Origin of the sequence: Aquiflexum balticum DSM 16537 (genome assembly GCF_900176595.1) — a bacterium.
In the GTDB taxonomy this organism is placed as follows: Bacteria; Bacteroidota; Bacteroidia; order Cytophagales; family Cyclobacteriaceae; genus Aquiflexum; species Aquiflexum balticum.
Genome location: NZ_LT838813.1, coordinates 2,747,110 through 2,767,468, shown reverse-complemented (window position 1 = coordinate 2,767,468; position 20,359 = coordinate 2,747,110). Strand labels below are relative to the sequence as shown.

Genomic DNA, 20,359 nt, shown 5'->3' with positions numbered 1-20,359 from the left:
CCTTTTCTTTTTTAAAAATGAGCCAACTCAAAAAATTAGCCGGACAGACTGCTATTTATGGCATCAGCAGTATTCTTGGTAGGACGGTCAATTTCTTATTAATCCCCATTTATACTGCCTATCTGACCAAAGATGCCGTGGGTGCTTATACTGCACTTTACGGTTATATGGCACTTTTCAACATCATATTTACCTATGGCATGGAGACCACCTATTTCAGGTTTGCCACTGGAAAAGGTCTTGATCCTGAAAAAGTATTTGCGCAGGTCCAATCCCTTCTCATCACCACTTCCCTTTCGCTTGGAGCTATCATATACATTTCAGCTCCTACTTTGGCCTCTTGGTTAAATTATGAAGGCCAGGAAAACATCTTCAGGTGGATTGCCTGGATTTTGGCCATTGATGCCATATTGGTAATTCCTTATGCAAAGTTAAGAAAGGAAAACAAAGCATTTCAATTCGCTTTTACCAAGGTCAGCAATATCCTGATCAATGTAGGCCTAAACATCTTTTTTATAGTCTTTTGCTTTCATATTTTGAAAGGTGACTGGCTGAGCGGACTATCTCCCATTGTCGCAAAAATTTATAATCCCAATTGGGGTGTTGAATACATTTTTATTTCCAATTTAATTGCCAATGCAGCAATGTTGCCTGTGCTGTTTTGGCTCACCAAAAAATTCAGATTTGCGATCAGCAGGGCGTTTATCAAACCCATGTGGCATTATGCATTCCCACTGCTGTTTATGGGCTTAGCCGGAACTATAAACGAAACCTTTTCAAGGACTATTTTCGAATATATCTTGCCTGAAGGTTTTTATGAAGGACTGACCTCAAGGGAGGCAACGGGAGTATTTGGGGCCAACTTCAAACTGGCCATTTTGATGAACCTGATCATTCAAGCTTTCAAATATGCTGCTGAACCGTTTTTTTTCAATCAGGCCGCAGATAAAAACAGTCCTGAATTATTCGCAAAAGTCATGCATGTATTTGTAATATTTTGCTCAGGATTGATGATTGCTGTATCGGTAAATCTTGATCTTTTGGGCGCAATATTCCTGAGGGGAGAAGGCTATGCCATGGGAAACTACATCGTTCCTGTTTTATTGTTGGGTTACTTGATGTTGGGTATTTATTTCAATCTGAGTATATGGTTTAAACTTACCGACAAGACCAAATATAGTTTTTATATCACTGGTCTGGGAGCAATCGTCACCATTTTGGTCTTGATTACCTTAGTCCCAAAATTTGGGTTGATGGGCGGCGCTTTGAGTACTTTGAGCTGTTATACTGTCATGAGCGTGGTCTGCTACTTTATCGGGCAAAAACATTTCCCTATTCCTTATCAGCTCGGTAAGGGCATATTCTATCTTCTTTTCTCTTTTGGTTTAAGCTATTTAGGCTTCTTTTGGAATTGGGGAATTCCCATTATTCAATTTATCGGCAGGAATAGTCTTGTGTTTGTATTTGTTCTTGTAGTTTTGTGGATTGAAAAAAATGAGGTCAGACCCCTGCTTTCACGATTCCAAAAAAATAAAATATGACAATCAAAGTAATCAACCATTCCAAGCATCCGTTACCTGAATACCAGACCCTACTTTCCGCCGGATTGGATTTGAGGGCTAATTTAAGTGAGCCAATTATTTTACAGCCTTTGGAAAGAAAACTCATTGGAACGGGGCTTTTTATAGAACTTCCGGCAGGATTCGAAGCGCAGATAAGACCAAGAAGCGGTTTGGCTTATAAATATGGTCTTTCCGTACTCAACACACCGGGCACCATTGATGCGGACTATAGAGGAGAAGTCAAAGTTTTGTTGGTCAACCTTTCCAACGAATCCTTTAAAGTAGAAGATGGAGAAAGAATCGCTCAAATGGTAGTTGCCAAACATGAGCAGATAAAATGGCAACCCGTGGAAGAACTTTCTGATACCGAACGTGGATCGGGTGGTTATGGAAGTACCGGAAAATCCTGATCTGCAAATGGTTTTGGCTATCTATTTCCCTTTTGAAGCCAACAGACAAATTGTCAAAAGCAATAAAAAGGCATTATGTTTGCGTTATTGAATCTGAAAATGTGATTCAGTCTAACAAAACCACTAGAACCTTCGTAACCCCATAAAGTAATTTCGAAGGAAATAGACCTAATATCGATTAAGTGAAAATATACATCAAACGAATTATCAGTTTTACTCTAATGATGCTGATCACCCTATCAGCATTTCCTCAGGATAAACTCACCAAAAAGGAAAGAAAAAGACAATTGCAGGAAGCTCAGGCCTCCCGCTTGTTTATTGAAGGACAGAGATTCCTGATGCAGGAGGATTTTGACAGGGCATATTTTTACTTTAAAAAAGCTTTGGAAATCAGCCCGGATGAGGCGGCAATTAATTTCAAGATTGCAGAGATACTTTTGCGTGCAAACCGTGTTGAACAAGCGATGGAACATGGGATGCGGGCTGTTGAATCCGATCCTGAGAATAAATATTACAATTTGGTAATGGCCGAGGCTTACACCAAACAAAACCAGCCTTTGAAAGCTGCCGAAATACTGGAAAATTTGATGGTCAATACAGAGGAAAATCAAAACTATATTCTGGATTTGGCTACTTTATACTTACAGGCAGGTGAATTTGACAAAGGTCTTGATGCATTAAACAGGGCTGAAGAATATTATGGAATGGCTGAACAGCTTACTGTACAAAAACAACGGATTTATCTTAGAAAAAACGATCTTGGAAGTGCCATTAAAGAAGGAGAAAAACTGATTGAATCCCAGCCGGGGAATTCTCAGTATGTTCTGAATTTAGTGGAGATTCTTTTCAACAATGGCAGAACTGACCAAGCCATTGCTATTGTAGAAAAATCTCTGAAAGACTATCCCCAGCAACCTGAACTGCAATTAGCAGCCTACGCCCTATACAAAGAAAAAGGAGACATAGACACGGCAGAGCGTTTGATTTTAGAGGCATTTTCATTTCCAGACCTTGACAGCGAAATCAAGGCCCAGACCTTTGCGGACATTCTTCAGGATTTCAAAACTTCCAGAAGAGAAAAATTACTGGATGAATTAGAACAAAAAATGTTACAATTTCACCCAAATGAACCTGCAGTTTTGACTGTGGTCGGGGACAGAAAATTCTTTTCCAATGACCGGGAATCTGCCCTTGACCTTTACAAGAGAGCGATTAGTATCAACCCTGCCAACGCACCTGTACTGCAAGGGATAATCACCTCACTTTTTGAAAAAGGAAATGACTTTAATGAAATCGAAAGTTATACCATTATAGCTGTAGATGAATTTCCTGAGAAAGCAGAATTCTGGTTTTTTGACGGAACAGCAAAACTCGCACTAAAGAAAGGGGAAGAATCTGTAACTTCTCTTCTAAAGGCAAAGGAATTAAACAATGGTAAAAACCAGCAACTTGATCTGTTGGTCAACGGACAATTGGGGGACGCCTTACATATGATCGGAAAGTATGAGGAAGCCTACGAAGCCTACGAAGCGGTTTTAAAACTAAAACCGGATGATGAGCATGTATTGAACAATTATGCCTATTTTCTTTCCCTGTCAAAAAAAGATTTGGAAAAAGCAAAGTCCATGTCTCAACAACTCGTGAAAAGATTTCCGAAAAACTCCACATATCTTGATACTCATGCTTGGGTCCTTTTTCAGCTCAAGGAATATGAAGAGGCAAAAAAATATATGGAGTTGGCCATAGAAAACGATGTATCACCCAGTGGGGTGATGTGGGAACATTATGGAGACATCTTATATCACCTTGGCAAACAAAATGAAGCTATCAGTTTCTGGAAAAAAGCTGAGGGTGATGATGAAGCCTCTGAATTTTTGATCAAAAAAATTAAGGATAAAAAATATTATGACTAAGCTAAGTTCAGCAATATTCCTGATTTTTATCCTTCTAATGATGGGATGTGCAAAAAAGCCTAATCTGTACACCTCAGATGAAATAATGCAGGAATTCGATCCCAACTACTTTGAATTCAATTACCTCAGTGCAAAAGGGCGTATAGTGATTGAAGAGGCAAACGGCAAAATCACTAAAGGTACCGTCAATCTAAGAGCAAAGAATGACAGTACAATATGGTTTAGCATTACCCCAGGCTTGGGTTTAGAGGCAATGAGAGGTATGATTACCGCTGATAAGATCCGAATTAAAGACCGTATTAATGGGGATGATATTAACCTTAGTTTTAAGGAAATTGAGGACCGTTTTAACTTAAATCTTTCCCTGACCCTTCTTCAAAATCTTTTATATGCGAATGTCCCTGATGAATTCAGCTACAGAGACAGACTTTTAAGAATCGGAAAATATTTTGAATTGACTCAGGAAAGAAACGGAGTAAGGTTTCATTCAAGGGTAAATACCAGGCATGGAAAGGTCGAAGAACTGACCAGTAATTCATTGGATAACCGTGGGGCATTATTAGCCAATTACCCTACTTTTGAAGATGTTAACGGTCAGCCTTTTCCCAAAGAGATGTTGTTGAAAATTACTTACAATTCTGAAGAAGGAATGCAAAACGCAATCATCCATTTGGATTTTAGTAGAATAGACTATCTTAATGAGCCCTTATCTTTCCCTTTTCAATTTTAATGATGAAATTTCTGAGGCTTTTTTTCGTTTTAACTGTCATATTGATGGGAATCTACCATCAAAATGCGGATGCACAAACAAAAAAAACAAGGGCCCAACTGGAAAAAGAAAAAACGGATATTCAAAAAAGACTTGTTGAATTTGATCAGATACTGAAAAAAACGGCTGAAACAAAAAAAACCTCTCTAGGTCAGTTAAACGCTGTTAATAAACAGCTTCAAACAAGAATCACCTATATCAATACGCTAAGCAGAGAAGTAGCGTTATTGAATGAGGAAATAAAAGCGACAGAGAAAGCTATCTCCTCCCTTGAAAAAGACCTGAATAACCTTAAAGAGGAGTATGCAAGTATGATCTATACTTCCTCTAAACTGAACTCAGGCATGACAATGACAGCTTTTGTATTTAGTTCTGCAACATTCAGACAGTTTTACATGAGACTGAAATACCTGAAACAATATTCAGATGCAAGAAAGAAACAGGTAGAAACCATCAATAAAACTACTGCTGAACTTGCCGATCAAAGAAAAATCCTTGAAGGGAAAAAATCAGAAAAGCAAATCGTACTAAATCAGGAACAACAACAAAAGAACCAACTTGATAAGGCCAAAAAAGAACAGCAGGGAATAGTAAATAACCTGTCGAAACAAGAGCAGGATCTGAGAAAGAAAATTGCTGCCGCCAAAAAACAACAGGAAAATCTCAATAGCATGATTAAGAAAATCATTGCAGAAGAGATAAGACTTGCTGAAGCCGAATCCAAAAAGAAAAATTCAACTGCCGACCGTTCCTCCGGAAGCAGCATACCCCTAACCCCTGAAGCAGCTGCTCTGTCTTCTTCATTTGCCGGAAACAGAGGTAAATTACCTTGGCCGGTTGAAAGTGGCTTTGTTTCTAAGCGATTCGGAACACATCCTCACCCAACTTTGAAAGGAATCAGTGAAGACAATGACGGAATAGACATCCAAACCAAGCCGGATTCACAGGTAAGATCTGTATTTGACGGTGAAGTCACCAAGATATTTACAGTGCCCGGATACGGGGGTACTATCGTGGTGAAACATGGAGAATATTATACGATGTACAGTAAACTGAAAGTGATATCTGTAAAGTCAGGAGACAAAGTCAAAGCAAAGCAAGTCTTGGGACAGGTATATACCAATAAGGAAGGAGTTGCCGAAGTTCACTTCGAAGCATGGAAAGGTCTTCAACCCATGGATCCTTCCATTTGGTTAGCTGGTCGATAAAACAAATAATTCGTATATTTATAAAAAAAGGAGAATAACAGCAGTTCATTCCTTTGTGTTAGAATTGCACAGTTATATCTTTGTAACAATTAAAATAACCAAAACAATACAATCATGACAACATTGGGTTTCTTACAGAATATGGGCGGTGGATCAATAATCCTGATCGTCTTGGTGATTCTTCTTCTTTTCGGAGCAAAGAGAATCCCTGAATTGGCAAGAGGGCTTGGAAGAGGTATCAGAGAATTCAAAGATGCCACAAAAGAAATTCAGGATGACCTTGAAGAAGGTCTTAAAGAAAAAAAGAAAAAAGACTAATCAGTAACAAAAAAACATACATTGGAAAAATTCCATTCTTTTGACGACATTAAAAAGTCGCTTGAAAACAGAGAAACTGATTGTAAAGCGATAGTCAACTATTACCTCCAAAATATTCAAACGAAGGCGCATCTCAACGCCTTCGTTGAAGTTTATAAGGATACTGCTTTGGAACAGGCAGCCATAGTAGATGAAAAAATCAAATCAGGCAAAGCAGGTAAATTGGCAGGCCTTGTTGTAGGAATTAAAGATGTTTTGGTTTTAAAAGATCATGAAGTCAATGCATCCTCCAAGATTCTCAAAGGTTTCAAATCCCAATTTACTTCCACAGCAGTCCAAAGATTGATAAATGAAGATGCCATTATCATAGGCAGGCTCAATTGTGATGAGTTTGGTATGGGAAGTTCAAATGAAAATTCTTCCCACGGAAAAGTGTTGAATGCTGCTGATGAAAGTAGGGTTCCCGGCGGATCTTCAGGAGGTTCGGCAGTGGCTGTTCAGGCTAACCTTTGCACTGTTTCATTGGGTACAGATACAGGGGGTTCTGTAAGACAGCCAGCGGCATTTACAGGATTGGTGGGTATCAAACCCACTTATTCGAGGGTTTCAAGGTGGGGACTGATTGCCTATGCTTCCTCTTTTGATACGATTGGGGTATTTTCGACCAATGTAGCAGATAATGCCTTGGTCTTGGAAATTATGGCAGGTTCTGATAATTTCGACAGTACTGCCTCCAAAAAACCCGTCCCGCCTTATTCTGAGCTGCTACATTTTGACAAACGGGCAAAAATTGCTTTTTTTACAGAAACAATTGAATCCGAAGCGCTTCAAACCGAAATAAAAGCTAACACCCTAGCAGTTTTGGATAAACTCAAAAAAGAAGGACATCAGGTAGAAGAGGTTCATTTTCCTCTACTGAAATACACCCTTCCGACCTATTACATTCTTACAACGGCGGAAGCCAGTTCAAATCTTTCGAGATTTGATGGTGTCAAGTACGGTTACAGAAGTCCACATGCTCATAATCTTGAAAGTATGTACAAAATGACCCGCACTGAAGGTTTTGGAGAAGAAGTAAAAAGAAGGATTATGCTCGGCACATTTGTGTTGAGTGCGAGCTATTATGACGCCTATTTCACCAAAGCTCAAAAAGTAAGAAGATTGATCAAAGACTTTACAGAAGAACTGTTGAATAAATTTGACTATATCGTTATGCCGACCACACCATCTACAGCGTTTAAGTTTGGGGAACATAGCAATGACCCTGTGGCGATGTACTTGGAGGATTTATTCACAGTACAGGCCTCGGTTTCGGGAGTTCCTGCTTTATCTCTTCCCAATGGTGTAGACAAAAGCGGTTTGCCAATCGGAATTCAAGTCATGGCCAATTCATTCAAAGAGGCCGAACTTTATGCCTTTGGAAACTATCTGATGGAATTAAATAATAACTAAATAATTTTCCTGATCATGAAAAAACAAATCAAAAACCTTGTTTCAGCCGCAACTTTGATATTGTTGTCACAGTCTCTTGTAATTGGTCAGGAATTATTTGAAGTGAACAGTTTGCCTCTTTCGGAAGAAACCATAGCTCCCAATTATCAATTCGAATATATCCCGGATTTCACCTATGAAGAAGTTGCCCGGAAAATCAAGGCAATGGATACTGACATGCCCTTCGAACTGAATGAAAGAATTTTTGCTTTTATAAATTATTTCACGGTAAGGAACAGGGAATATACCCGCATGGTATTGCAGCGACAGGATATTTATTTCCCTATGTTTGAACAGACATTGGCAGAACATAACATGCCCGATGATGTCAAATTTCTTTCAATTATTGAATCCGGTCTAAACCCCAGAGCGAAATCAAGAGTAGGTGCCATGGGATTATGGCAATTTATGCCTGCAACAGGTAAAATGTACAGTCTGAATATCAATAGAGATATTGATGACCGTATGGATCCTGAACTTTCGACTGATGCAGCAGCAAAATATATCAAGTCACTTTATAGAATGTTTGGTGATTGGGAGATGGCCCTTGCGGCATACAATTGTGGTCCAGGAAATGTAAGGAAGGCTATCAGAAGATCAGGGGGGAAAAAAACATTTTGGGAAGTATACAATTATCTCCCAAGGGAAACTCGTAGTTATGTACCACAATTCCAGGCCATGATGTATGTATTAAGGCATACAGAAGACCATAATTTTGTGTTAGAGCAGCCTACTTATCCCATTGCTTACGAAAAAATCAAATTCAATCAGGAATTGGATCTTGAGCAATTGGCGAACTTGACAGGTATCTGCATCGATGATTTGGAACATCTTAACCCTTCTATCCAAAACAGGCAAATACCTTACTCCAATATGCACATGGCTGTAAGGGTACCGAAATCAAAATCTGATTTCATAGCCCAAAATCAAGACCAATTTGCTGAGGCTGTAAAACTGACCTCTGAAAGATCGGTCGTTTTAAGAGCCAATAATTCCAGCATTGCAGCAAATAAACCTGCTTCCACAGGATCAACGGTCCCTACTAACCAAAATAAGATCGTGTATGTGGTAAAATCAGGGGATGTATTGGGTTCAATAGCACAAAAACACGGTACGACCGTAACCAACCTGAAAGCTTGGAACAACCTGAGTAGCAACACCATCAAAATCGGTCAAAAACTTGATGTGTATACCAAATCAAGTGCTTTTGAAAAAACAATTGCGCAGGCTGACAACAGAAATGAGATAGCAGGAGAAAATCCAAAAACATATACCGTGCAGCCCGGTGATTCTCTTTGGTTGATTTCAAAAAAACTCAATGGTGTCACTGTTGACCAAATTAAAAAGCTCAACAACTTAAACACCAATCAAATTAAGCCTGGGCAAAAGTTAATAATCGGTTAAACTATTTTATTAGTAAATTATTTTTTCCATCTTCGATTATTAATTACTTGTCAGGTCAATACTAATTTATTATGAAAAATCTAAGAAATTTATTCCTACCAATAATCTTTATTATTGGATCAAATATACTTTTCAGTTGTGGAGAAGGTGAAGGGGGTTCCTCTTCCACCAAACCTAAAGCCAGAGGTTCCATTGGTGAAATCATTTTGGTTATAGATTCCACCAAATGGGAAGGTCCTGTTGGAGATGCGTTGAGAGATGTATTTGAAGAGGACGTGCCCGGTCTCATCAGGTATGAGAGTATGTTTGATATCAGGAAAATCGACCCAAGAGGTATGACCAGAATATTGAAAATGGCTACCAACATTGTTTATGTCACCACATTTGACGACCGAAAATCAGCCAGCCAAAATATCAATGCCTTATTTAGTAAAGAAGCTAAAGAGAAAGCTGCTGCAGATCCCGATCTCTATTTTCTGAGAACGGCAGATGAATTTGCCCAGGGACAGGAAGTAGTATACCTTTTTGGAAACAATGAAGAAGAATTGATAAAAAATATCAGGCAAAATAAAGGCAAGCTCCAGAATCTTTTTCAGGTCCGAGAAAGAGCCAGAATGGAAAAAATATTGTTGAGCAGAAAAAGCTCCGGTGCTAAAATCGCAGGTGAACAGTTGGGACTCAGTGTCAATGTTCCTGCCTCGTACCAAATCGTCAAATCCGAAAATGATTTTTTATGGCTTAGACAGCCTACTCCCAGAACAGACCGAGCGGATATCAGCATGTTTTTCTATTCCACGGACTATAATTCCGAAGAGCAGGTTTTTCCGGAATCAATATTAGAACTGAGAAATAAAATTACCAAAATGCACATCTATGGTGACCCTCAAAACAAAAACTCATTCCTCACTATTGAACGGGTTGATCCTTCTCCGGTATTCCGCAATTTTAGAATCAAAAATAATTATGCAGTAGAGATAAGGGGCGGGTGGAAAACAAATAACCTGAGCATGGGAGGTTCCTTTTTGGCTTATGTCATCATTGATGAAGAAAAAGGGAAACTTTACTATATGGAGGGATTTGTATATTATCCAAATGAGGCCCATAGAGAAGCTATACGCGAAATTGAGACAGTTCTTTTATCAACTGAACTATTGACCGAAGAAAACAAACGAGGCTAAAAAATTAACAGTAACCCATTTATGGCTATTAAAATCAGAAAACAAGACGCTTTAAATTACCATTCCCAAGGAAAGCCCGGGAAGATTGAAGTTATTCCTACAAAACCTTTATCCAGCCAATTGGATCTTGCATTGGCTTATTCTCCAGGCGTGGCTGAACCTTGTTTGGAAATTGCTGATGACAAAGAAAAAGTTTATAAATACACCGCAAAAGGTAATCTGGTGGCGGTAATTTCTAATGGAACAGCCGTATTGGGATTGGGGAATATTGGGCCAGAAGCATCAAAGCCTGTGATGGAAGGAAAAGGTGTTTTGTTTAAAAAATTTGCTGGGATAGATGTATTTGATATCGAAATTGATGAAACCGACCCTAAGAAACTGATCCAAATAATCAAATCTTTAGAACCCACTTTTGGGGGAGTAAATTTAGAGGATATAAAATCTCCTGAGTGTTTTGAAATAGAACAAACACTTAAGAAAGAAATGAATATCCCTGTGATGCACGATGATCAACATGGTACAGCGATCATTTCAGGAGCGGCCCTTTTGAATGCCTTGGAAGTATCCGGTAAGAAAATTGATGAAATCAAACTCGTAGTAAACGGAGCCGGAGCTTCCGCCGTCTCTTGTACCAGATTTTACATGAGCCTGGGGGTAAAAAAGGAAAATATTGTAATGTGCGATAGCAAAGGTGCTATCAGAAGTGACCGAGATGACTTGGATGACATCAAAAAAGAATTCACCACTGAACGGAATGTAAAAACACTTACTGAAGCAATGACAGGAGCCGACGTTTTCCTGGGACTATCCAAGGGAAATATTTTAACTCCTGATCAGTTAAATTTAATGGCCCCAAATCCAATTGTTTTCGCCTTGGCCAATCCTGACCCTGAAATAGCCTACGATTTGGCTATGGAAACAAGGGATGACTTGATCATGGCCACGGGAAGATCAGATTATCCCAATCAGGTAAACAATGTTCTGGGTTTTCCTTACATTTTTAGAGGTGCACTGGATGTAAGAGCCACCTCCATAAATGAAGAAATGAAACTCGCTGCTGCAAAAGCTATAGCAGCTATGGCAAAGGAGCCCATACCGGAAATTGTCAATAAAGCTTATGGAGATAATAAAATCACCTTTGGGAAATTTTACCTCATTCCCAAGCCACTAGATCCAAGATTGATCACAACGATAGCACCTGCTGTGGCCAAAGCAGCTATGGACTCGGGTGTAGCAAAGACAATGATTTTGGATTGGGAAGCTTACGAATTAGAACTTCAGGAAAGAATTGGAATTGATCAAAGGCTAATGCTAAGGGTGGTTACAAGGGCCAAGAAAAATCCTAAGCGTGTGGTCTTTGCTGAAGCCGACAATATTAAAATTCTAAAAGCTGTACAAGTATTAAAAGACGAAAAAGTAGCGATTCCAATCCTCTTGGGAAATAAAGAGAAAATTGATTTCCTGATCCAGGAAAATAATTTAGATATGACTGGAGTACCAATAGTTGACCCTTACTTGGATGAAGAAAAATTAAAACATTTTGGCGATATTCTTTTTGAAAAAAGAAAAAGGAAAGGTCTTACTCCTCAAGAGTGTCATCGCTTGATGAAAGACCGAAATTACTATGGAGCTATGATGGTGGAGTTGGGAGAAGCAGATGCCCTTATATCCGGTCTGACCAAAGATTACCCCAAAACAATTCTTCCCGCTTTGCAGGTCATCGGAGTAAAAGAAGGAACTGACCGGGTTGCCGGCATGTATATCATGAATACATCGAAAGGCCCTTTCTTCTTTTCGGATACCACAGTCAATGTTAACCCGACTGCTGACCAGCTTGTTGAAATAATTGGACTCACTGCAAACGGAGTTAAATTTTTTGACATAGAACCCAGAATTGCCGTACTATCATACTCTAATTTTGGTTCTGCAAAAGGTGATGTAGCATCAAAAACTGCCAAAGCCACCTTGATGGCCAAGGCTAAATTTCCGGAATTGGTGATTGAAGGAGAAATGCAGGCTAATGTTGCCCTAAATGAAGAAATTCAAATCGGGAATTACCCTTTCAGTGATTTAATCGGAAAAAAAGCCAACACCTTGATTTTTCCGGATTTGAGTTCGGGAAATATTGCCTACAAACTGCTATCAGAACTTGGCAATGCTGAAGCAATTGGACCAATACTTTTGGGAATGAATAAACCAGTACATATATTACAACTTGGTAGTTCTATTCGAGAAATAATCAATATGGTTGCCGTGGCTGTAGTTGATGCCCAAACCCAGGAATTAAAATGATTGCATATTTAAAAGGTAAGTTGGCATACAAAGATCCTACTTTTGTCATCATTGACATTTCGGGAGTGGGATACCAAGTGAAAATTTCCCTACAGACTTATACACAGATCAAAGATGAGGAGCAGATTATGCTCCTCACCTTTCAACATATCAAAGAAGATGCACACACCCTTTATGGTTTTAAAGAAGAATCAGAAAAAAAACTTTTTTTGAATCTTATTTCAATTTCCGGAGTAGGTCCGAATACAGCTTTGATGATTCTTTCATCTTTGAGTTCTGATGAATTGGAACACGCTATCATCCAAGAAGATGTCCGGACTATTCAAAATGTGAAAGGAGTAGGAATTAAAACTGCCCAAAGAATAATTTTGGAATTAAAGGACAAAATCACAAAAGAAGCATCAGGAAGTTCTCCAATTCAGTCATCCGCTTTTGGGAAAACCAGCAATAAAATCAAAGAAGAAGCGTTACAAGCATTATTGACTTTAGGATTCCCCAAACTTGCTGCTGAAAAAAATATTGCCGCAGTTTTAAAAAAATCTGCTTCGGAAATTTCTTTGGAAGAATTAATTAAAGCATCTTTAAAAAACCCATAATCATTACAAACCTAACTGTCTTTGTATCCGCAATTTTTTTCAAAAAAAGGCGCTCGATTTAACCTGCTATCAATAGGTCTTCTATTGACGTTGTCATTTTTTACCTTTTTGCCAGATTCAATTAGTCAGGAAGATAGAAAATCTGATAGCCTCAATGTAAGATTGGATTCTCTTAACAAAAGGAGAATGCTCCCTTCTTTTTTGCTATGGCAAAATCTCAATACGAATCCTCTTTTTCCGCAGCAAAATCAATTTTTGCCCAAGTACTCCCCATTTTATCAATTTAATCCCACGGAATCAAATATTCAGGTGGAGATGGATTCTGTTGTCCGATATAGGGTAAGGGAACAGTTGGATTCCAATGAGGTTAATTCAGGACAGGTCTATGATTTTGATGAATTTTCAAAGATTCAGGAATATCGGGTAAGGCAAGAATATTGGAGAAGCCGATCAAAAGGTTTGGATGGAGACAGCCCTGTTGGTGGAAGGAATCTGATACCACCGATTACAACCAGTCCGAGCTTCGACAGGATATTTGGGGGAAATGAAATCAACATTATCCCTACAGGATTTGTCAATCTTGACCTTGGCGCCATATTCAGAAGGATAGATAATCCTGCCATCCCCATCCGTCAGCAACAAAACGGCAACTTCAATTTTAACCAACAGATTCAGATGTCGGTAATCGGCACTTTGGGACAAAAAATGAAGATTGGGGCAAATTTTGACTCCAATAATTCTTTTGATTTTCAAAATCAGCTAAAAGTAGAATACACGGGTTTTCAAGAGGATATTATCAAGTCAATTGAAATTGGCAATGTAAGTATGCCTATTCAAAACAGTCTGATTCAAGGTGCTCAAAATCTTTTTGGAGTCAAAACCCAAATGCAATTTGGCAAACTGCTCGTGACAGGAGTTGCCTCTACCCAAAGAGGCCGTAGAGATGAATTGGTGATAGAAGGCGGAGGACAGGGAAGACAATTTGAAATCCAAGGATCCGCCTATGATGAAAACAGGCATTTCTTTTTGGGACATTTCTTTCGTGACAATTATGAAAGATGGCTTAGGGGTCTTCCCCAGATTCTTTCCGGTGTAAACATCACTAGGGTTGAAGTTTATATCATGAATCGTGCACAGAATACAGAGACCTTAAGAAATTTTGTCTCATTCATGGATTTGGGAGAAGGCAACAGAATATATAAGCCGAATAATCCAAATATAGGTACCGGAAATCCGGGCTCTCCTGCTTCTAATGATGCCAACTTACTTTTTCGGAATTTGAATGCCAATCCTGCATTCAGACCGTTCGATACAGGTTCGGGTGAAATTGAATCTCAGTTGGGACTGATCAGGGGAGATGACTTCGAACAGGTGAGCGGGGCAAGAAAACTGGCACCTACCGAATATATATTCAACAGAGAACTGGGATATGTTTCACTTTCCAGAAGGCTTCAAAATGATGAAGTGTTAGCTGTATCCTACGAATATACCATTAACGGACAAGTGTATAAAGTGGGTGAACTTTCTGAAGATTACCAAAACCGGCCCATAAGTGACCTTATTTACCTGAAAATGTTAAGGCCTGCTAGGATTAACATCAATATTCCTACATGGGATTTGATGATGAAAAATATTTACAATTTAAATGCAAATCAGGTCCAAAGCGATGGGTTTCAACTTCAGGTAATTTATAGAGATGATAGAACCGGTTTAGACAATCCTTCCCTGTTGGAAGGGCAGAATGTGGCCAATAACCCTCTGATCCGAATAACAGGACTGGATAATTTAAACCCTCAAAATGACCCTGCTCCCGACGGTAATTTTGACTTTATACCGGGCATTACTATAGTTCCGGAACGTGGTCTTTTGATTTTTCCTGTACTTGAACCATTTGGTAGGACCTTAAGAAATCTGTTTCTCCCCAATGAGACAAATCTGGCCAATAAATTCGTTTTTGATACCTTATACAGAACTACGCAAGCTGATGCTGAATTGGTCACCCGTTATGACAAATTTTTCATCAAAGGTAGATTGAACGCAGGGTCTTCAAATGAAATCATGCTGCCTGGTTTGAATATATCCCCAGGATCAGTGATTGTTATGGCCGGAAACATCCCATTAACCGAAGGCGTCGATTATACTGTGGACTATAACTTCGGAAGGGTGAATATCATTAATGAAGGGATCTTACAATCAGGAAAAAGAATTTCCATCAATTTTGAAAAAGCTGATTTGGTTTCATTCCAAACAAGAAGTTTGCTCGGAACGAGATTTGATTATCTTTTTAGTGATAAATTCACTCTGGGAGGTACCTTCCTATATTTGAATGAAAGACCAAATATCACCAGAATAGCCACGGGAAGTGAAACACTTAGAAACAGTATGTGGGGATTGGATGCTAATTTCAACGATGAATCAAGATTCCTTACCAAATTGGCCGATGCACTTCCATTTACCAATACCAAAGAAAAATCGATTGTTCAATTTAGCGGAGAATTTGCCCAGCTTCTTCCAGGAACCTCCAACAGGGTTAATGGAGAACAAGCTTCCTATATTGATGATTTTGAGACGGCCATTACCCCCTATTATTTAGGTGCATCTGCAGCGCAATCTTGGAATTTGGCATCCACTCCAAAAACAGACGACAATCAATTTGATCTCAGTTCATTGACTGAAGATAGGTTAGGAAATGCATACAGGAGAGCGCGGGTTGCCTGGTACAATATCGATAATGTTTTTTATAGAGAAGGAGGGCCGGGAGTCCCTACAAACATTACAAGAGAGGATAGGATTAATCATTATGTAAGGCGTGTTCTGCCTCAGGAAATTTTTCAAAGCAGAGACCGGGATGTAATTGTAGTTCCTGAGCCATTGTTTGAATTGGCCTATTTCCCTCATGAGAGGGGTATGTACAATTACAACACTAACCTGACTCCTGAGGGTTTACTTCCCAATCCCCGTGAAAATTATGGCGGTGTCACAAGAGCAGTCACCACTGAAGTTGATTTTGACAGAACTAACATTGAATTCATAGAATTCTGGTTACTTGACCCTTTCATCGAAGGTCCAAATGGGAGAGTTTTAGATGGAATCTTCAATGAAAACAATACTACCGGAGGCAAATTAAGATTTAACTTAGGTGAAGTATCCGAAGATATCATCAAAGACAGCCGCCATGGTTTTGAAAATGGGCTTCCAGCTGATGGAAATCCTGCATCCGCCAATACCACAGAATGGGGAAGAATTACAAGAGACCAATTTTTGATACCAGCTTTTGATAATTCCGCTGAAGCAAGAGCAAACCAGGATGTTGGATTGGATGGTCTAAAAAATACTGATGAGGCTGAATTTTTCAATGACCGATTTATCAATCGTCTAAATGTTGCCCCAAATGCTTTGCAAACTATAACCCAAGATCCGTCGGCAGATGACTTCAACTATTACTTGGATGAAGAATTTGACAATAACGATATCAAAATTCTGGAGAGGCATAAAAAGTTTAATGGTATGGAAGGTAACACTCCGATCACTACAAATGTGAATCTTGCCTTCACCCCTGCCGGAAGCAACTTACCAAACAATGAAGACCTGAATAGCGACAATACCGTCAATGAACTGGAAGCATATTATGAATATGAAATCGACCTAAGGCCAGGCCAAATGGAAGTAGGCAGCAATTATATTGTTGATAAGGTTACTTCAAACCAAAATGGAGATCAGGTAGATTGGTATCTATTCAGGATCCCTGTCAGAACCCCTGATAGGGTTCAGGGAAATATTTCCGGATTTAAATCTATACGTTATATCCGAACTTACCTGACCGATTTTGAACAGCCGGCAGTCCTCCGAATGGCCCATTTCAGGTTGGTGGCCAGTCAATGGCGGGTATTCCAGGAATCATTGTTTGAAAGAGGTTTTTTTGAGATACCAGAGCCCGACAATTCCAATTTCAATGTAGATGTGGTTAATATTGAAGAAAATGGTCAGGGAAGCGCCACTCAAATCCCGTATGTCCTTCCTCCTGGAATTGTAAGGGACCGCGACAATCTGGCTTCGGTAGAAAGAGTTCTAAATGAACAGTCTATAAGGCTATGTGTAGAAGACTTACAGGCCAAAGACGCAAGGGGTGTTTTCAAAAATGCAAGTTCTTTGGATTTGGTACAGTTTGAAAGACTAAAAATGTTTTTTCATGCTAGTAGTGAAGACACTCAGGATGGGGAACTTACCGCATTCTTAAGGTTGGGAACGGACTACACTGATAACTATTATGAAATTGAAGTTCCACTTAAGATCACACCAAGAGGAACAAGGGACCCACTTCAGATTTGGCCATCTGAAAATGAAATAGACATTGCCATCAGTGAAATTGTAGGGGTCAAGGTCAGTCGTGACAACCAAAGGGTACCTTTGAATCTTGCATTTACAGAAGACATAAGACAATATAAAGTAACTGTAGTCGGAAGACCGGAATTAAGTCTGATCCAGTCAATGATGATAGGAATCAGAAACCCTGGAAATGGCGGCGGAGCCTCCAAATCCGTGTGTATATGGGCCAATGAATTGAGGGTGACAGGTTCCAAAGAATCCTCAGGTTGGGCAGCAAATGCCATTGTCAATGCCCAGATCGCTGATGTTGCAACCATTTCAACATCAGTAAGACATAGCACATTTGGATTTGGTGGTTTAGAAACCCGACTTTCCCAAAGGGCAACCTTTGCTGCCACCCAATATGACATTTCTGCCAACGTCAACATAAACAAGCTGTTACCGGAAGGACTTAACATGAGCATCCCAATGTATATCAGCTTTGAAAATGCAAGCAGTAAACCGCAATTTGATCCCTTAAATCCTGACGTACCTTTTGAATTGGCTTTGGATAAATTTAGGACAAATGAAGAGCGGGAATTTTATAGAAGTCAGGTTTTGGACCAAATGAGACGAAGAAATATAGGCTTCACAAACGTCCGGAAAAATAAAAACCCCAATCAAGAAAAAACCAGGATATATGACCTGAGTAATTTTTCCTTCTCATATGCCTATGGTTCCGTACGCCAGAGTAATATCAATACCCAAAGTTATGATTTCGAATCTTATCTGGGAAATATAGCCTATGTGTATCAACCCAAACCTGCTGTTTTAGAACCGTTTAAAAACTCCGAATGGTTAGGGGGAAGCAATTTTAGTCTGATCCGGGATATCAATTTCAACTTTGTCCCTACTTCTTTTTCCGCCCGTTTGGATGTGGATAGGCGATTTATACGGACGCAATACAGAAATGACGAGTTGACAACAGATGGAGTTGATCCTTTCTTTCAAAAAAGCTTTTTTATCAACAGAACATTCAACTTGAATTGGGATTTGACCAAAAACCTTCGTGTGGATTATATGGGAAGGACTTTGGCTGTCGTGGATGAACCCGAAGGTGATTTGGATACCCAAGCCAAACGAGATTCTGTAAGAAACAACGTCCGCAATTTTGGCAGGACCACCAATTACAACCATCAAATAAACGCAAACTATAAAATACCTTTAGATAAAATCGGATTTACAGATTGGATAGGAATGGATTACCGATACGCTGCTAATTATACCTGGCTAACAGGAGCAATCGGTCAAAGAGACACCCTTGGAAATGTAATACAAAACACCCGGGACCAATCACTGACCGGAAAATTTGATTTTGTGAAACTGTACAACAAAAATGCCAAATACAGGGCTTTAAATGCCCCTAAAAGGCCAAGTATTCCAGGCCGAACAGCTGTCAGTGCTGAAGACACCATAGGTACACCCTTCACTAGAAGTTTTATCAAATTCATCACAATGGTCAAAGATATCAACTTCAGGTATTCCATAGTTGAAGGCACATTTCTTCCCGGATATATGGCCGAGACTGGTTTGTTAGGGCTGGATAGAAGCTTTTTGAATCAAGGTCTTGGTTTTATTTTTGGCAGCCAGGATCCAAATGTCAGATTTGATTTGGCAAATCAGGGATTGCTGGCTCCCAGCACTGAACTCACCCAACTATTCCGACAGAATCAAACCAGAAATCTGGATATCAATGCCATTGCAGAACCTATAAGGGACTTTAGAATTACGCTTGAGGCAAGAAAAAGAGAGACAGGTGATTATTCAGAAATATTTAGAAATTCACTGGAAAACCCAGGTTCATTTGCTTCATTGAGCCCAAACAGAATGAGTGGGTATAGTATCACCTATTCGATGATTAAGACAACATTGGCTAGAGATGATCAAAACAATAATTCGCCTCTTTTCACCGATTTTGAACAAAACAGAAGCATCATCCAATCAAGATTAAATGCAGCGAATACAGGAGATGGCGAATATTCGATAAATGGTCAGGATGTTCTCGCTTTATCATTTTTGGCTGCTTACTCCGGTAGGGATGCAAATACAATCGACCTCAATCCTTTCCCAAGAATACCCTTGCCAAATTGGAGAGTGGATTACAAAGGATTAAGTCAAATCCCCGCATTAAAGGAATATTTCTCCAGCATAAATCTGGTACATGGGTATACCTCCACTTATGAAGTAAGCAATTTTTCCAACTCCCTGATTTATCAATCCGGATTGGAATTGTTCAATCGCATTCAAGAATTCCCCAGGGCCTCTCTGACCAATGAATTTGGTGATTTCATCCCCATTTTTATCCTCAATCAGGTCGTTTTATCAGAAAGATTTTCTCCTTTATTGGGAGTTGATTTACTTACAAAAGACAGGTTGAACATAAAAATGGAATATAACACTGAAAGAAATATCGGCCTGAATTTTTCCAATGCACAAGTCACCGAACAAAGTAGCAGAGACTTTGGCTTTGATCTTGGATATACAAAAGCAGGTGTCAAAATTCCTTTTAAAATCCAGGGAAGACAGGAGGTATTACAAAATGACCTTCAAATACGAATAAACACCCGTGTGGTAGATACACGTCAAATCCAAAGAAAAATAGAAGAGGGCAGTACGGTAACCAATGGAAACTTAAACATTCAAATTCGACCTACAATAGGATATGTGATCAATAAAAGTCTTAACATTACCTTCTATTTTGACAGAACTATCAACGATCCGAGAGTTACAACCGCCTTCAGACGAAGCTCTACAGCCTTTGGTGGACAATTACGATTTAATTTAGCACAATAGATTTTTACATTTGATTAAACCTTGTATTTTTGAAATCCTTTAAAAAAAAAAGAAACAAAA

At 39.2% G+C, this 20,359-nt stretch carries 12 protein-coding genes; all 12 read left to right on the top strand.

Annotation, left to right across the window (positions count from 1 at the left end; genetic code table 11):
* Positions 1-17 precede the first annotated feature (17 nt).
* On the top strand, positions 18-1,541 hold the full coding sequence (locus B9A52_RS11775; RefSeq protein ID WP_084120651.1) for a lipopolysaccharide biosynthesis protein: 1,524 nt from the start codon (positions 18-20) through the stop codon (positions 1,539-1,541).
* A complete protein-coding gene (gene dut / locus B9A52_RS11770) occupies positions 1,538-1,972 on the top strand; it encodes a dUTP diphosphatase (protein WP_084120650.1) in 435 nt (144 codons plus the stop codon). Before B9A52_RS11775 ends, dut begins: the two co-directional genes overlap by 4 nt.
* Positions 1,973-2,193: 221 nt before the next feature.
* Positions 2,194-3,885: a tetratricopeptide repeat protein gene (locus B9A52_RS11765; protein WP_157370325.1), complete on the top strand. Its 1,692-nt coding sequence runs from the start codon at positions 2,194-2,196 to the stop codon at positions 3,883-3,885.
* Positions 3,878-4,615: a DUF4292 domain-containing protein gene (locus B9A52_RS11760; RefSeq protein ID WP_084120648.1), complete on the top strand. Its 738-nt coding sequence runs from the start codon at positions 3,878-3,880 to the stop codon at positions 4,613-4,615. The genes B9A52_RS11765 and B9A52_RS11760 overlap by 8 nt, the downstream gene beginning before the upstream one ends.
* A 44-nt stretch (positions 4,616-4,659) precedes the next feature.
* The gene (locus B9A52_RS11755) at positions 4,660-5,862 is read left to right on the top strand and encodes a murein hydrolase activator EnvC family protein (RefSeq protein ID WP_231955582.1); all 1,203 of its coding nucleotides are present in this window, start codon (positions 4,660-4,662) and stop codon (positions 5,860-5,862) included.
* A 114-nt stretch (positions 5,863-5,976) separates the two neighbouring features.
* Positions 5,977-6,180: a twin-arginine translocase TatA/TatE family subunit gene (tatA, locus tag B9A52_RS11750; protein WP_084120646.1), complete on the top strand. Its 204-nt coding sequence runs from the start codon at positions 5,977-5,979 to the stop codon at positions 6,178-6,180.
* A gap of 21 nt (positions 6,181-6,201) precedes the next feature.
* The gene (gene gatA / locus B9A52_RS11745) at positions 6,202-7,632 is read left to right on the top strand and encodes an Asp-tRNA(Asn)/Glu-tRNA(Gln) amidotransferase subunit GatA (RefSeq protein ID WP_084120645.1); all 1,431 of its coding nucleotides are present in this window, start codon (positions 6,202-6,204) and stop codon (positions 7,630-7,632) included.
* Between the two features lie 15 nt (positions 7,633-7,647).
* The gene (locus B9A52_RS11740; RefSeq protein WP_084120644.1) at positions 7,648-9,075 is read left to right on the top strand and encodes a lytic transglycosylase domain-containing protein; all 1,428 of its coding nucleotides are present in this window, start codon (positions 7,648-7,650) and stop codon (positions 9,073-9,075) included.
* Between the two features lie 71 nt (positions 9,076-9,146).
* Positions 9,147-10,253, top strand: coding sequence for a DUF4837 family protein (locus B9A52_RS11735; RefSeq protein WP_084120643.1), 1,107 nt, complete (start codon positions 9,147-9,149; stop codon positions 10,251-10,253).
* 21 nt (positions 10,254-10,274) lie between these two features.
* The gene (locus B9A52_RS11730) at positions 10,275-12,545 is read left to right on the top strand and encodes an NADP-dependent malic enzyme (RefSeq protein ID WP_084120642.1); all 2,271 of its coding nucleotides are present in this window, start codon (positions 10,275-10,277) and stop codon (positions 12,543-12,545) included.
* Positions 12,542-13,141 carry a Holliday junction branch migration protein RuvA gene (ruvA, locus tag B9A52_RS11725; RefSeq protein ID WP_084120641.1) on the top strand — a complete coding sequence of 200 codons (600 nt, stop codon included), beginning with the start codon at positions 12,542-12,544 and terminating at the stop codon, positions 13,139-13,141. Before B9A52_RS11730 ends, ruvA begins: the two co-directional genes overlap by 4 nt.
* A 255-nt stretch (positions 13,142-13,396) precedes the next feature.
* Positions 13,397-20,299, top strand: a complete 6,903-nt coding sequence (gene sov / locus B9A52_RS11720; protein WP_449371667.1) for a T9SS outer membrane translocon Sov/SprA — start codon at positions 13,397-13,399, stop codon at positions 20,297-20,299.
* Positions 20,300-20,359 lie beyond the last annotated feature (60 nt).

Coding starts and splice junctions, on each gene's coding strand:
- B9A52_RS11755 (WP_231955582.1), top strand. CDS start 4,660: ATGGGAATCTACCATCAAAATGCGGATGCACAAACAAAAAAAACAAGG.
- dut (WP_084120650.1), top strand. CDS start 1,538: ATGACAATCAAAGTAATCAACCATTCCAAGCATCCGTTACCTGAATAC.
- B9A52_RS11730 (WP_084120642.1), top strand. CDS start 10,275: ATGGCTATTAAAATCAGAAAACAAGACGCTTTAAATTACCATTCCCAA.
- B9A52_RS11740 (WP_084120644.1), top strand. CDS start 7,648: ATGAAAAAACAAATCAAAAACCTTGTTTCAGCCGCAACTTTGATATTG.
- B9A52_RS11735 (WP_084120643.1), top strand. CDS start 9,147: ATGAAAAATCTAAGAAATTTATTCCTACCAATAATCTTTATTATTGGA.
- ruvA (WP_084120641.1), top strand. CDS start 12,542: ATGATTGCATATTTAAAAGGTAAGTTGGCATACAAAGATCCTACTTTT.
- B9A52_RS11760 (WP_084120648.1), top strand. CDS start 3,878: ATGACTAAGCTAAGTTCAGCAATATTCCTGATTTTTATCCTTCTAATG.
- tatA (WP_084120646.1), top strand. CDS start 5,977: ATGACAACATTGGGTTTCTTACAGAATATGGGCGGTGGATCAATAATC.
- B9A52_RS11775 (WP_084120651.1), top strand. CDS start 18: ATGAGCCAACTCAAAAAATTAGCCGGACAGACTGCTATTTATGGCATC.
- B9A52_RS11765 (WP_157370325.1), top strand. CDS start 2,194: ATGATGCTGATCACCCTATCAGCATTTCCTCAGGATAAACTCACCAAA.